15 protein-coding genes and 2 tRNA genes are annotated in these 13556 nt (G+C 41.3%); 14 read left to right on the top strand and 3 right to left on the bottom strand.

What is annotated here, in order from left to right:
* The first annotated feature begins 99 nt into the window (after positions 1-99).
* Positions 100-1968 carry a chloride channel protein gene (locus ACFGVR_RS16845; protein ID WP_448698514.1) on the top strand — a complete coding sequence of 623 codons (1869 nt, stop codon included), beginning with the start codon at positions 100-102 and terminating at the stop codon, positions 1966-1968.
* Positions 1969-2791: 823 nt separating this feature from the next.
* Here ACFGVR_RS16845 and ACFGVR_RS16840 read toward each other — a convergent pair.
* The 3 genes from ACFGVR_RS16840 to ACFGVR_RS16830 form a co-directional block, all read right to left on the bottom strand.
* Positions 2792-3238 (bottom strand): DUF4395 domain-containing protein, encoded by a 447-nt coding sequence (locus ACFGVR_RS16840; RefSeq protein ID WP_448698513.1) that lies wholly within the window; start codon positions 3236-3238, stop codon positions 2792-2794.
* Positions 3239-3247: 9 nt separating this feature from the next.
* Positions 3248-3318, bottom strand: a tRNA-Cys gene (locus ACFGVR_RS16835).
* A 140-nt stretch (positions 3319-3458) separates the two neighbouring features.
* Positions 3459-4100 (bottom strand): redoxin domain-containing protein, encoded by a 642-nt coding sequence (locus ACFGVR_RS16830; protein WP_448698512.1) that lies wholly within the window; start codon positions 4098-4100, stop codon positions 3459-3461.
* 280 nt (positions 4101-4380) lie between these two features.
* Here ACFGVR_RS16830 and ACFGVR_RS16825 point away from each other — a divergent pair, with 280 nt between their 5' ends.
* The 13 genes from ACFGVR_RS16825 to ACFGVR_RS16765 all read left to right on the top strand — a co-directional run bounded on the left by ACFGVR_RS16825 (position 4381) and on the right by ACFGVR_RS16765 (position 13520).
* Positions 4381-4662, top strand: a complete 282-nt coding sequence (locus ACFGVR_RS16825; RefSeq protein WP_448698511.1) for an ArsR/SmtB family transcription factor — start codon at positions 4381-4383, stop codon at positions 4660-4662.
* Positions 4663-4836: 174 nt separating this feature from the next.
* Positions 4837-4910: transfer RNA gene (locus ACFGVR_RS16820), tRNA-Ile, on the top strand.
* Positions 4911-5178: 268 nt separating this feature from the next.
* Entirely contained in the window at positions 5179-5883 is a 705-nt protein-coding gene (locus tag ACFGVR_RS16815) for a carbonic anhydrase (RefSeq protein ID WP_448698510.1), read from the top strand.
* A 295-nt stretch (positions 5884-6178) separates the two neighbouring features.
* On the top strand, positions 6179-6766 hold the full coding sequence (locus ACFGVR_RS16810; protein WP_448698508.1) for a phage tail protein: 588 nt from the start codon (positions 6179-6181) through the stop codon (positions 6764-6766).
* 46 nt (positions 6767-6812) lie between these two features.
* Entirely contained in the window at positions 6813-7352 is a 540-nt protein-coding gene (locus ACFGVR_RS16805; protein ID WP_448698507.1) for a phage tail protein, read from the top strand.
* A 36-nt stretch (positions 7353-7388) separates the two neighbouring features.
* Positions 7389-7940 carry a phage tail protein gene (locus ACFGVR_RS16800; protein ID WP_448698506.1) on the top strand — a complete coding sequence of 184 codons (552 nt, stop codon included), beginning with the start codon at positions 7389-7391 and terminating at the stop codon, positions 7938-7940.
* A gap of 150 nt (positions 7941-8090) precedes the next feature.
* Positions 8091-8321, top strand: coding sequence for a hypothetical protein (locus ACFGVR_RS16795; RefSeq protein ID WP_448698505.1), 231 nt, complete (start codon positions 8091-8093; stop codon positions 8319-8321).
* Positions 8322-8422: 101 nt separating this feature from the next.
* Entirely contained in the window at positions 8423-9337 is a 915-nt protein-coding gene (locus tag ACFGVR_RS16790; RefSeq protein WP_448698504.1) for a methionyl-tRNA formyltransferase, read from the top strand.
* A gap of 287 nt (positions 9338-9624) precedes the next feature.
* Positions 9625-10215, top strand: coding sequence for a phage tail protein (locus ACFGVR_RS16785; protein WP_448698503.1), 591 nt, complete (start codon positions 9625-9627; stop codon positions 10213-10215).
* Positions 10216-10246: 31 nt separating this feature from the next.
* Positions 10247-10789 (top strand): phage tail protein, encoded by a 543-nt coding sequence (locus ACFGVR_RS16780; RefSeq protein WP_448698501.1) that lies wholly within the window; start codon positions 10247-10249, stop codon positions 10787-10789.
* A gap of 36 nt (positions 10790-10825) precedes the next feature.
* On the top strand, positions 10826-11374 hold the full coding sequence (locus ACFGVR_RS16775) for a phage tail protein (RefSeq protein WP_448698500.1): 549 nt from the start codon (positions 10826-10828) through the stop codon (positions 11372-11374).
* A gap of 352 nt (positions 11375-11726) precedes the next feature.
* Positions 11727-12749 carry a fatty acid desaturase gene (locus tag ACFGVR_RS16770; RefSeq protein ID WP_448698499.1) on the top strand — a complete coding sequence of 341 codons (1023 nt, stop codon included), beginning with the start codon at positions 11727-11729 and terminating at the stop codon, positions 12747-12749.
* A 141-nt stretch (positions 12750-12890) separates the two neighbouring features.
* A complete protein-coding gene (locus ACFGVR_RS16765) occupies positions 12891-13520 on the top strand; it encodes an HAD family hydrolase (RefSeq protein ID WP_448698498.1) in 630 nt (209 codons plus the stop codon).
* Positions 13521-13556 lie beyond the last annotated feature (36 nt).

Below are 13556 nucleotides of genomic sequence, written 5' to 3'. Positions count from 1 at the left end.
AATGTTTATCACCACAAAATTATAAATTATATTGCTTAAACAATGTTTTATTGATTTATATCTATATTTTTGCCTAAAATACATTGCCACAACAATTAAATGAAAAAGACTATGTACACTGAGGGTATCCCGGTTTCCCCATTACTCAACAACCTGGAAGCAAGTGAAAAACCGGCCCGCAAAGTATTTCTGGTTAAAAGCCGGCTCCTCCTCATCTCATCATATGCCATTTTAGTGGCTATAGCTATTAGTTTCATCGCCCGTTTCCTGGTATCTCTGATCAATGTAGTAACCAATCTTTCCTTTTTCGGTACATTTAGCGTTGCCTTTCACAGTCCGGCCAATAATACCCTGGGATTATGGGTAATTGTAATACCGGCAATAGGTGGTATTTTAGTTGGTTTAATGGCCCTGTATGGTTCAAAAGCCATTCGTGGCCATGGCATCCCTGAGGCTATGGAACAGATATTGGTTAACGAAAGCAATATCAAACCATCCATTACTTTTTTAAAACCTATTTCGTCGGCAATAGCGATAGGCACAGGCGGCCCGTTCGGCGCCGAGGGCCCTATCATTGCAACAGGCGGCGCCCTGGGATCAACCCTGGGACAAATATTTAAAATTACCGCCAACGAGCGTAAAATTATACTGGCATCTGGTGCAACGGCGGGTATGTCGGCTATATTCGGCACACCTATCGCCGCTGTATTTTTAGCTATCGAATTATTGCTTTTTGAGTTTTCCCCCCGTTCTATATTGCCCGTAGCGTTGGCGTGTATCACCGGCGCTGCCGGGCATCATTTATTGTTCGAGTCGGGCCCGGTATTTCCCATGCCGGAGCTTGCGATACCCAACAATATCGCTTTGGGGTTATACAGCCTTATTGGCGTGGTGATTGGTTTTTTATCATTAGGCATTACTAAAATTGTATACCTTATTGAGGACGCTTTTGAGAAACTGCCCATTCATTGGATCTGGTGGCCAGCCATCGGCGGATTAGTTGTGGGCGCGATAGGCTTTTTTGCGCCGCATACTTTGGGTGTGGGATATGATAATATTATCGGTGTTTTATCGGGAACCTGGTCGTTAAAACTCATCTGTACTTTGTGTTTCTTTAAGTTTCTTTCGTGGGCCATCGCTTTAGGCAGCGGTACATCCGGCGGAACACTGGCCCCATTACTTACCATCGGAGGTGCTGCAGGCGCCATTATTGGTACTGTTATTCTGCAATTTTTCCCTGATGCCGGTATTACGCTGCCAATGGCTGCGCTGATAGGTATGGCATCTATGTTTGCGGGTGCTTCGCGTGCTTATTTAACCAGTATTGTTTTCGCTTTAGAGGCCACTATGCAATCGCACGCTTTGCTGCCCCTACTTGGTGCGTGTACTGCTGCGTATATGATCTCGTTCTTTTTGATGGAAAATACCATCATGACCGAAAAAATAGCCCGCCGTGGTGTATTCACACCCGATTCGTTTGAACCAGATGTGCTTCAGAAAATGAGCGTTGCCGATGTGCTTACTGATGATGCCATTGCCATTAGCGGGCAAACTACCTGCCAGGAACTTAAAACCTGGCTGGCAGAAAATAAAGCGGCAGATAATTATGTGATCGTTGTGGATATTGAAGGCGCCTATCTGGGCACATTAAAGCTAACCGACATTTATCAAAACGGCTTAGCCGGCGATCTGTTATTACAGGATCTGGTTTCGGATGGGAAAGATGGCTTTGTTAATTCAGATCACAATTTGCGTCATGCGGTGGAGATCATGTCAGCTACAGCAGCCGAGGTACTCCCTGTATTCTCTTCAACACCCGACCGTAAAGTGATCGGCATACTTTCTTATAAAGATATTATCAAGGCTTATCAACTGCATATTGATAAAACCGGGCGCAAGCACGTTAAAATATCGTTAAACAGGCGTCGTATCAAAATACTGATACGCGGCAAAAAGTTCATCAGTTAAAAACACCAACAAATCAACTTATTTGATTCACAGCCAAAAACAAAAAAAGGGATAGCAAAATGCTATCCCTTAAATTCTTTTTCAGCTGAATGCTATTTAGTGGTTTGCTACTTTTTTTGCAGGAACCAATGGTAATAAAATACAAGCAATAACGGCAGCAACTTCTAATACAGTGATCATGGTTTTAATTTTTTGTGTTTAATTATTTGAACTTTAATCTTTTAAAGAATAACCCTCATTCTGTCAGACATGCCTCAATCGGCGCAGTATGGTAGAATAAGATATTATCCTGTCTGCCAGGGTAGCCGCTAATAATGTGCCATGATAAATGCCGCCCTGTTTGTCAAATAAAAGCAAGGTTTTAAAATCTGTTCAATTAAAACAATTACCTGTAAATATTTTCGACACGTAAAAATTACCGGTGTTTTTAGTTTGCGATGTCAAAAAATCTTTTTTAAAAAAATATTAATACCTGTTTTAAAAAAATAGGTTAAAAACGGGTAAAAAAAAATCAAATTCAGAGCAAAACTCAATTTTACAGGCAAATTCTCCTTAAAAAGTGACGAATTAGTCTTTTTCGACACGGAAAATAGGTGTGATTAGCTTGTTTCCCAAAAAAAAATCCTCATAAATCATTTTTGATTACACCTGCTAAGCCTAAAAATATTTTTTTGTCAATTTGTCATAAATCATGACAACGCGCATTTAACTGACAAAAATTCAGATTTTTTTCCGCCAAAACCCTGACAAGCATCAGATAATTGATAAAAAATACCAAACAGGTCGTAATTATAGGGTATGCCAAACTTAAAACAGTTAGGCTTTAGCTGATTACCTTGATGCGCTTTAATAAAGTGTACACATAACACCCGGCACAAAAACCGGCAAATGATTCCAGTGAAGCAAATATGATCAACACGCCTGTCAACACCTGCGATGTGTGTAATAACTGAAAAGTCCAGGCGATCAATATCCCGGCCACGAAAACCAAACCGATAATGGCAGCAAATCTTTTTGGAGCACGGTCGGTTGGTTTACCTTTTACTCCAGCCCTTTTCACTATAAAGCCGCTTGCCAAAGCCAGGGGGCTATAAGCGTTGAGGTTAAATACCCTTAACGCAAAATCGGCAAGCAAAAAAATTACCGGCAGGCACCAATTGGTAAGCAAAAACCCGATGGCAAACAGCAATACAAAAAATGCGGTTAACCGTACTCTGTTCTCGTCAACCGTCACCCGGTCTGCCGGGCATATTAAATGAGTATTATCCATAATTAAATGAGGCCAGAAGCGGATTTGAACCGCTGTGAAAGGTTTTGCAGACCTCCGCCTAACCACTCGACCACCTGGCCATATTAGCAATTTATATCCAGATGCAAGGCATCCGGATATATTTAATTGCTAATTAAACGCTCGTTACTTTAAGTAACTGCTCTTACTGATAAATAATGAGGTCAGTCGATTATTTACTCTTTATTGTTATCAATTATAGTTATGCCGAGCGGCGGGTATTTAAATACAAACCGGCCTGGTAAACTTCTTCTAAAAGCTTATCGGTATCCAGTTTACTTTCGGCATTCCAGTTACTATGGCTAAACAGCACCTGGCGGTATGGGTTCACCACAAAGGCAGCTAACAATGGCACATGGGCATCAATACCAGAAAAGCGCTCCCAAACCGGGCTGCTTTTATGGTACACACCAAATTTTTCGGCCAGTTTACGATCGGTATCAAAATAAAAATTAAGCGTAAGATTATTGTCCCAGGCCAGCTTTTGCAATTCGGCGTTTCTGCCTTCGGCAATCACCACCATATTGCCCCCATTTGCCCTTATTTCGGTATTAATGCGGTTTAGCTCTTTAATAAAATCCAAGCCCTCGTGCTGCCAATGGTGCGAATAAAAGCTGATGACCAGCGGTTTGTTTAACAACTGGCGTATGGCAAGATGGTTATAAGTTTCGGCACCGTTAAAAAACTGCTGCCAGGTGTTAAAATTATTGGCAAAGGTGAACTCGGGCACTATGGCCCCTGCACGTAGCGGACTAAGCTTACGGTATTTTTTAAACTGCAGTAAAAGTTCGGGCTGTATTTCAACAAGTTCGAAGTCGGGATATTGATTGATCGGGAAAGACATTTTGATTAAATTTTATGGTTATTAAATATGTTGCATGTTGTTTTTGATTAATTAACAACAACACATTCGTTCCATCCCGCCGCAGGTGCAGGTAAATATTGCCGGTGAGTATTGATTTTTCGCGTTCACGGTATTGAGTACTTGTTTTGTTAGGACAAACATACAAATAAATTCTATAAATTCTATAGACTTAATATATTTAATTAATTAAGATCATAAATAGCTGATTATATGCCAATTAAAATTATTCTGATTAATCGATATATTTGCATTAATGGATATGAAGATGGATTTAAAGAAGGCCGAAAAAATATCAAAGGCTTTAGGCGACCCTTACCGCTTGCGAATAATAGAGGCCATACACAACGAAGGCGACTGGCTGGCCCATAGCGTGATACTCAATATGTTTACCCTGGCTCAGTCAACCATATCCCATCATATTAAACAGCTAACCGATACCAGTTTATTACTTACAGAAAAAGAAGGCCGCAACTTTAAATACCAGATCAATAAAGAAACCTTTGGTGCATATATCAGGTATCTCAATCGGTTTGAAGGTTAGCCGCGGTTGCCTTACTCCTGCTTTGACATTTTTTTTACCAGACGTTACGATTTAAGAATACCTAGCCAAAGCTAATTGATTGCTTTTTAGCGATTTCGAAATAAATTAAAATGAGTTTTTGAAATTAAGGTGTTTTTGCGTAAAATTGCAGCCTCAATAAAAACACCAACAGCCGCGCCTATAGCTCAGTTGGTTAGAGTAGAAGACTCATAATCTTTTGGTCCCTGGTTCGAGCCCAGGTGGGCGCACTGGAAAAAGCAGTTACATTTAAAATGTAGCTGCTTTTTTATTTTAATGGTTCGAGAAGCACACAACGGGGCCACCCCTACCTTTAAAAATCCTTTAAACCACCGATTTACTAATTATCCCTTAGTAAACCCATTTCTGTGCCTAACCGGGCAGAAATGCTGCTATCAATTTATGATCAAAAAGCAAAACTATTGCTACCTTTATATAACGCCTGTTGTTTAAGTGTTTATACAGCCCTATTGTTCACGGATTAATAACCATAATCAAATGAAGAAGAAAGTTGTATTAACTATGATGATGGCGCTGTGGGCCATCATTCCGTTTGCCTGTAACGAGCAAAATCCGGCAAACGAAAACAAAGAAAAACAAAGCCAGACTGTTGATGACTCACATTTGGACCCGCTATCCAAACTCAAAACAGGCAATAAACGTTTTTATACCGGGCAAGCTGTTCACTTACGCCAGGACAGCACCCATCTGAAACAATTAGTTACCGGGCAAAAGCCTTTTGCCGTTATTGTTAGCTGTTCGGACTCGCGGGTGCCGCCTGAGGAAGTGTTTGACCAGGGGCTGGGTGATGTTTTTTCCATCCGCACTGCAGGTAACGTTATCTCTGATTTCGAACTTGGAAGCATTGAATATGCCGTGGAGCATTTAGGTACAACGCTGATCATTGTATTGGGGCATGACGAATGCGGCGCTGTAAAAGCTTTTCTGGACCATGAAAATGACAGCAATGTTCCGGGCCACATTAAGGATATTGTGCAGGCAATAAAAAACGAGCCGGAAGAAACAGAAGCCTTAAAAACAAGATCTGACTTACTTGCGCGTGCTGTAAAGGCCAATATACAGCATGATGTTAAGCAGCTACAGGATTCTGAACCGATATTAAAAGAGACCTATCAAAAAAGAAAGATCACGATCATCGGCGCGGTGTATCACTTAAACAACGGGCAGGTGGAGTTTTTTTAGCCATTGCAGGCTTCTTATTAAAATCTTGAAATGTAGTGACACAGGCATACTGTTAACTATAACCTTATTTACTTTCTTAATTAAATAAGTGTATATTTTTTGCTTTTCTCATATATTTTTACTTACATTTAGAATACTGAAATATCACTCACAGTTTCCCCACTTTGGGATATTTCAAATTTCATTACGCGTTACCCCTGAGGTAATTGCACTGTTCTGTGCGGCCGGTTATAAAGCAGGTTCAATTATTATTTATTAACTATATTTTTTAACCAATTTATTAAATTTCCAAATTATGTCAGATCAGTTATTAGGCGAGATCAGGCCTTTTGCAGGCACTTTTGCACCAAGCGGCTGGGCACTTTGCAATGGGCAAATATTGCCAATACAGCGATACACTTCGCTGTTCGCTATTTTAGGCACGCAGTACGGCGGCAACGGCACTACCAACTTTGCACTACCTAATATACAAGGTGCAACACTGGTGAGCCAGGGTACGGGACCGGGTTTATCGCCATATGTGGTTGGCGAAACAGCAGGTTCGGAAACTGTAGCCGTACTACAAACCGAAATGCCGGGACATACCCACACGTTTAATGCGGCAAGCGCCGGCGGGATAGCGGTGGCAATTGCAAACGAAACCAATGCCCCTGCCACAAATGGCACTTCACACTTATCGGCCTTTGTGGCACATAACAATAATGTTCCGCCGGGAAATATACCAAATACATTTGGCTATACGCACACCACGCCGGTAAATACACAATTAAACGCGCAAACGGTGGGCCTTACAGGCGGCACCCAGCCACATGAAAACAGGGCTCCGTTTATAACCATCAATTATTGTATAGCACTGGTAGGCACGTTTCCGGTAAGGAATTAAACTATAGAGACAACTCATCACATCATTCATCATTAAAAAAAATAGTATGCAACAATATTTAGGAGAGATCAGGGTGTTTGGCTTCACTACAGTCCCCAGGGGATGGGCCGCCTGCAATGGTCAACTATTAGCTATCGCTCAAAACCAGGCTTTATTCTCATTACTAGGCACTTTTTACGGCGGTAACGGTGTAAGCACGTTTCAACTGCCAAATCTGCAAAGCAGCACAATGGTTGGTGCGGGCACGGCCCCATCGGGTACCACTTATGTACTTGGTGAAATTGGCGGCGTTGAAAACGTTACCTTACTTACCCCGCAACTACCGGCGCATAACCACATGGTGGCCGCACAAACTGCTGTAGCTACCGTTAGTTTAAATGCAGCCCAGCCATATGAATTGATAGCGCAACCTGCATCCGATACTAATACGGTTCTTTCGTATTCAAACTCTGTTGCTAATGGCACGCCGTTAATATCATCCACACTTTCACCACTCGGCGGAAATCTTCCACATTCAAATATGCCGCCGTATTTAACATTAAATGTTTGTATAGCATTACAAGGGATATTCCCGTCGAGAAATTAACCAGATCATTTATCATCAATTAACAATCATTATATTATGTCACAACCATATGTTGGAGAAATCAGATCGTTTGCGGGCAACTTTGCCCCGCGCGATTACCACCTGTGCGATGGTACCTTATTACCTATATCACAATACGAAGTTTTATATACGCTTTTAGGAACCACATTCGGCGGAGATGGTGTAACAACCTTTGCCCTGCCAGACCTTAGGGGACGAATGGTAATAAGCCAGGGACAAGGCCTCGGCCGGAGCAGATATGTAATGGGCCAGGTCGCAGGTACAGAAACTGTAACACTTACACAGCAAAACATACCTAATCATAGTCATCCGGTAGTGGCATGTACAAGTGTTGCCAATACCCAGGCACCTACAAATGCCTTTTTTGCGGCACCTGTTGATACCACCACAACAACAAATACCGACTTGCGTTACCTGCCTGATAGTTTTACGGCCAAAACAATAATACCTCTTGACCCCACTACGGTTACTGTAACCGGCGGCAGTTTACCACATCAAAACCTTATGCCTGTTGTAGCAATAAGTTATATTATTGCGTTATTCGGAATTTTTCCTTCCGGAAATTAAGAAATATCATAGTTTAAAGCATATGCTGCTGTATAAAAGCGGCATATGCCTTTAATTACTGCTATTATTTAACGAAATTATTAATTATATTGCAAAATCATTAAAAAGTATTATTTTTACAATCAAAACCTAATTGAAATAAAACAAGGCATGACAACCGGAAATAACAAACCTGAAAAAAAAATATGGGGCGAAGGGCCTACAATGATGTTGATAAGCACATCTGATGTAAATGGGCATAAAACTAACAATGCACATAAAGAAGCTACTTTATTGCCACACCCATACGTTACTCCCACCTTTGGTAGTCATCGTTACAGAACACCAGGTGGACATGCCAGCTTTTCTAAATCTCAGGTGCTTAATACATTTGTCTCGTAGTTTACTTTTTATTAATACAACCAGGGCAGTTTCAGCTGCATATTGTTTAATTAGTTTACTTTGGCACCCCGGTATCATTTTTAGGTTGTGGGTATATTATTATGCGCGTAGGGATTATTACCAATACTGATACTTTTATTCCCTTTGTTTACGCATTATCAGGTCAGCAAATACCTGTAAGTGTTTTCTTTTCGCCATCCGGCGATGAATTTGTCAATCAAAAAGTACGTGCATTTGCACAGCAGCTTAACTTAAACTTTGTTGAAGAAAAGAATTTAGAAACCGACCTTTATAACTGGCTGCACAGAGGCAACTACGAGGTTTGTTTTATGCTGGGATATGCACAACTTATTAATTTAGATAAGTTAACCACCTGCCCTACCAAACTCTATAATATTCATTTTGGCACTTTACCTGCATACCGCGGGGCCACACCTGTTTTTTGGCAACTGAAACAAGGCGATAAAATTGGCGTAACTATTCATGAAGTATCCAAAAAATTTGATGACGGACCAATATACTGGCTAAAAGAGACCCCTGTACTTTCGCATTTTAATTACGAACTGGCTAACCAATTGCTTGGACAGCTCTGTGTAGAAGGCGTTTTTTACCTATTGAGCCTGCTACTCAATAAAGCGCCTATCCCGGCTATAACCGGGATAGGAAAAAAGGCATACCAAAAACGACCCGACCTTAATGCTATAAGTATTAACTGGCCGCAAATGCCCGCTGCCGAAATTTGTAACCTGATACGCGCCTGTAACCCCTGGAACAAGGGAGCGGCCACCCAGTTTAACCGGCAGGAAGTTAAACTGATGGATGCGCAAATACTTAATGCTATTGTACCTGTAAAAGATGCCGTACCTGGTACTATAATAGATGATGAGCAAGGGCTGCAGGTGCTATGCTGCGATGAAAAGTTAATCATGGTAAACATGTTATTTTTTGCAAGCTTTTATCTACCTTGCTACCAGGCCAAAATCTTTGGTTTTGTAAAAGGTCAAAAATTCTCATAACGTCACAATTGCATTATCAGGTCCCCTGCTCCACGCCTGATTTCCATCTCATTTTTTCTTTATTTATTATCTTTTTTTCAAAAAAAAATAGTCAGTTTCTTTAAAAGATATTAAGTATTTTATCTTGCTTTATACATATTTCATTCTAAATTAGTATGCTGATATCAGCGCTTATTTTATGGTTTTTAAGCATTCGTTTTAGCCAAAAAGTGATGATACACTCCTTTATCAGCATTAAATCAATTATTAATTAACTATATTTTTTAATCTTTTAATCATTTAAAATCATGGCAGATTTTTTTATTGGAGAAATTAGGCCTTTCGCCTTTGGATTTCCCCCGGCCGGTTGGATGCAGTGTAACGGCCAAATGCTATATATTGCGCAATACCAGGCATTGGCCGCATTAATTGGGACGAGGTTTGGCGGCGACGGAAAAACTACCTTTCAATTACCCAATATACAGGGGCAGGTGTTGATAGGCACAGGGCAACTAACGGGCGGAGCTAATTATCAATGGGGACAAACAGGCGGAGCAACCACCGTTACAATAACAAGTAGCACAATGGCTGCACATACACATAATTTTAATGCAGTAAGCGGTGGCGGCGCAGCATTGACCATAGTAAGCGAAAAAAACACAGCGGGGGTTAACGGAAGCTCATTTCTTTCGAGCTTTATCGGGCGCAACAACAACGTCCCACCTGCAAGCCTGCCGGGTACATTTGGCTATAGCCATACAAGCCCGGCGGCTGTTGCATTAGCCGGTAACACTGTAAGCGCCGTGGGTACCGGTGGCGCACATAACAATATGGGCCCTTATGTAACCATCGAGTATTGTATAGCCGTGATGGACGGAGAATGGCCAAGCCGCGATTAATTAAGTTTTTAATACCAATAAAAAAAATATTATGGAACCATATTTAGGAGAGTTAAGAGTTTTTACCTGCGGTTTTGTACCGGTAGGTTGGCTGGCATGTAATGGAGCTACATTAAATATTACCGCATACACGGGCTTATATGCCTTATTGGGCACCAAATTTGGAGGTAATGGCAGCACAACCTTTATGTTACCCGATCTGCGTGGCGCAGCAATGTTAAACATGGGCACATTTGCAGGCAATACCTACCAGGTTGGTAACGCTGCCGGAACAGAAACAGTGGCACTTACAACAGCTACCATACCACCGCACAATCATTACATAGGCGCACAAACCGATACTGCCGTAGGTAATTTAAATAACAATCCGCCTTTTGAGATCATTACGCAACCGGTATCCGGATCAGATACTGTACAGGCTTTTGTTACTCCCACGCCAACTCCTACCCTTGTAACATTGGACCCCAGTACATTAGCTACCGGCGGCGCATCACAACCACATAACAATATGCCGCCTTTCCAAACATTAAATGTTTGTATTTGCAGTAATGGCTATTTCCCTCCACGAAATTAATTTATCACTTAAAAATAACATTTTAAAATATTTACTATGACACCAGCACTTGGAGAAGTAAGAGTAGTTTCGTTTAACTACGCCCCTGTAAACTGGCATATATGCGACGGATCATTACTTTCTGTAAACACGTACCAGGCACTATTTTCACTTATTGGCACCACATATGGCGGCGATGGAGTAACTACATTCGGTATACCCGACCTGCGCGGCAAATTTATTATTAGCCAGGGACAAGGCACCGGTAGAACCAACAGGGTATTAGGCAGCAAAGGCGGCAGCGAAGGTGTGGCATTGGCTGCCAGCGAATTACCTGCACATACGCATACTGTATCGGTTGCTACAAACACGGCAAATGCAGCAACCGCCTCAGGCAATTACCTGGCAGCACCGGTGGACCTAACCAATGATACAAACACTCTATTATGGTATCTGCCTAATACGGCCGCAAATCAAACCGTTGTACCTTTAGATCCTTCATCTGTAGGTACCGTAGGCTCAGGCTACGCACACGAAAACAGAATGCCTTTTATGGCACTCACCTATATTATTGCTTTGCAGGGAGAATATCCTCAACAACAATAACAACATTAATTAATTAAAGCACATATATCTGCGGCAATTGCCGGGTATATGTGCTTTTTGCTTAAAAAAACTTGCCATTTAAATATAATTTAGCTATATTTAAAGTATTGCTAAAACAAGTTTGGTAAACGATAAACAAATTTAAATAGTTGGCTAATAGAATGGTTATGCCTGAAAACCTATTTAAAAACACCCACAAATACCCACCCGTTGCCAACTGCAAAACCTGGTGCGGCAATATATAATTGGCCGGAGCGTTGTAATATTGTAAATTATTGATACCTTAAGCCCAATCAATTTTATATTTTTGAAAGATATTAGAGTCTTGTTTTAAGATTCATAATTTTACTGTATGTCTAAAACTAACACGTTTAACTGGTCTGACGAGAGCGAGCCGCACAAAAAAAGAACAAAAAAGATCATCACCCAACATCCTGAGATCAGAGAATTGATAGGTCGTAACCCGTATACCTTTTTAGTGATTTTATTTTGCGTTGCCTTGTTAATTGGCATGGCTGTGGCCTTGCAAAGCAGCCCATGGTGGCTGGTGGTTTTAGCGGCTTATTGCATTGGCGCTTTTGCGAGCCATACCCTGTTTATTTGTATTCACGAGTGCGCGCACAACCTGGTTTTTAAAAATCGTACGCTTAATACCCTTGCGGGGATACTGGCTAATTTGCCACAAACTTTTCCAAGTTCGGTATCGTTTCAAAAATACCACATTAAACACCATAGCTACCAGGGTGTTGCCGAATTGGATGCTGATATGCCTTTTGGCTGGGAAGCCAAACTGATAACCAATCGCTGGTATGGTAAAGCACTGTGGCTGCTGTTTTTTCCGATATTTCAGGCAGCGCGGCCGTTTCGCTTGAAAGAGATACAATTGTTTGATGCCTGGACGGCGGTTAACTGGATAGTTGAGTTTACTTTTGTGGGTTGTATTATTTATTTTTTTGGCGCTAAGGCAATTATATTTATGGTGCTCAGCTTTTTCTTTTCGGTTGGTTTGCATCCGCTGGGCGCGCGCTGGCTGCAGGAGCATTACCTTACTCATGGTGATGAGCAGGAAACCAAAAGCTATTACGGCGTTTTAAACTTTGTTAACCTGAATGTAGGTTTCCACAACGAGCACCACGATTTTCCGTCGGTACCATGGAACAAACTGCCGAAGATAAAAACGATGGCTAACGAGCATTACGAAAATCTGGGGTACCATACTTCGTACACGGGCTTGTTGTTCCGTTTTTTGTTTGACAGGGAGCTTTCGTTGTTTTCGCGTACGCTACGTTCAAATCGTGGTGGCAAGGCAAAAATTGGCTCAACTGCCGACGACATCAAAAAATTTGACACTGTTGAAGTAGCTGAGGTTGTATAGCAGCATTATTGATTTTGCAATAATTTAAAGAAATCATTTAAAAAATACCGATAAATACCGATGTTTTACAGACGGGAATGTAGGTAAAATTATCAAATCGACAACAACAATTCCGCTTCCATTTCCGGAAGTAATACCAGCATGAATAATATCAAGAACATTATTTTCGATTATGGCAACGTTATATTTGCCATTGATTTTGCTTTAACACAACAGGCTTTTGCCGATCTGGGCATCAGTAACGCTACAGAGTTTTTTGGGCACCGTAAACAGGATGATATTTTTAACGCTTTTGAAAAAGGTGAGATAACCGCAGATCAGTTCAGGGCCAGGATCCGCGAAAAGGCAAATAACCCTGATCTAACCGATGAGCAGATCAATAACGCCTGGAACAAAATGTTGTTAGGTATTGCCAAAGGCAATAACGAATTACTGGCCAGACTGAAGGGCAAATATCGTACGTTTTTATTGAGCAATATCAATGCTATCCATTATGACGCGGTGATGGATTATTTACAACGCGAATGCGGATTTGAGGGTAATGATCATTTATTCGAGAAGGTTTACTACTCCCATTTTATCGGCAAACGCAAACCCGATGCGGCGATCTTTGAACACATTTTAACCGACAGCAACCTTAAACCCGAAGAAACGTTGTTTATTGACGACAGTCCGCAACACCTGGAAACGGCCTCGAAATTAGGTATTCAAACCTTTTTGATGACCGCGCCCGATACCATACAGGCGTTTATTGAACGTGAAGGATTATAGCTTGCACCGGTAAACATAATTGATTCTTATACTCGG

This window comes from Mucilaginibacter aureus, assembly GCF_053514885.1.
Note: the sequence above shows the minus strand (reverse complement) of the source record. Positions and strands in the feature narration are given on the sequence as shown.

Excerpts from the sequence above, each read along its gene's own strand:
- ACFGVR_RS16815 (WP_448698510.1), top strand. The coding sequence starts at position 5,179 with ATGAAGAAGAAAGTTGTATTAACTATGATGATGGCGCTGTGGGCCATC.
- ACFGVR_RS16790 (WP_448698504.1), top strand. The coding sequence starts at position 8,423 with ATGCGCGTAGGGATTATTACCAATACTGATACTTTTATTCCCTTTGTT.
- ACFGVR_RS16800 (WP_448698506.1), top strand. The coding sequence starts at position 7,389 with ATGTCACAACCATATGTTGGAGAAATCAGATCGTTTGCGGGCAACTTT.
- ACFGVR_RS16830 (WP_448698512.1), bottom strand. The coding sequence starts at position 4,100 with ATGTCTTTCCCGATCAATCAATATCCCGACTTCGAACTTGTTGAAATA.
- ACFGVR_RS16785 (WP_448698503.1), top strand. The coding sequence starts at position 9,625 with ATGGCAGATTTTTTTATTGGAGAAATTAGGCCTTTCGCCTTTGGATTT.
- ACFGVR_RS16795 (WP_448698505.1), top strand. The coding sequence starts at position 8,091 with ATGACAACCGGAAATAACAAACCTGAAAAAAAAATATGGGGCGAAGGG.
- ACFGVR_RS16780 (WP_448698501.1), top strand. The coding sequence starts at position 10,247 with ATGGAACCATATTTAGGAGAGTTAAGAGTTTTTACCTGCGGTTTTGTA.
- ACFGVR_RS16845 (WP_448698514.1), top strand. The coding sequence starts at position 100 with ATGAAAAAGACTATGTACACTGAGGGTATCCCGGTTTCCCCATTACTC.
- ACFGVR_RS16775 (WP_448698500.1), top strand. The coding sequence starts at position 10,826 with ATGACACCAGCACTTGGAGAAGTAAGAGTAGTTTCGTTTAACTACGCC.
- ACFGVR_RS16825 (WP_448698511.1), top strand. The coding sequence starts at position 4,381 with ATGAAGATGGATTTAAAGAAGGCCGAAAAAATATCAAAGGCTTTAGGC.
- ACFGVR_RS16805 (WP_448698507.1), top strand. The coding sequence starts at position 6,813 with ATGCAACAATATTTAGGAGAGATCAGGGTGTTTGGCTTCACTACAGTC.
- ACFGVR_RS16765 (WP_448698498.1), top strand. The coding sequence starts at position 12,891 with ATGAATAATATCAAGAACATTATTTTCGATTATGGCAACGTTATATTT.
- ACFGVR_RS16810 (WP_448698508.1), top strand. The coding sequence starts at position 6,179 with ATGTCAGATCAGTTATTAGGCGAGATCAGGCCTTTTGCAGGCACTTTT.
- ACFGVR_RS16840 (WP_448698513.1), bottom strand. The coding sequence starts at position 3,238 with ATGGATAATACTCATTTAATATGCCCGGCAGACCGGGTGACGGTTGAC.
- ACFGVR_RS16770 (WP_448698499.1), top strand. The coding sequence starts at position 11,727 with ATGTCTAAAACTAACACGTTTAACTGGTCTGACGAGAGCGAGCCGCAC.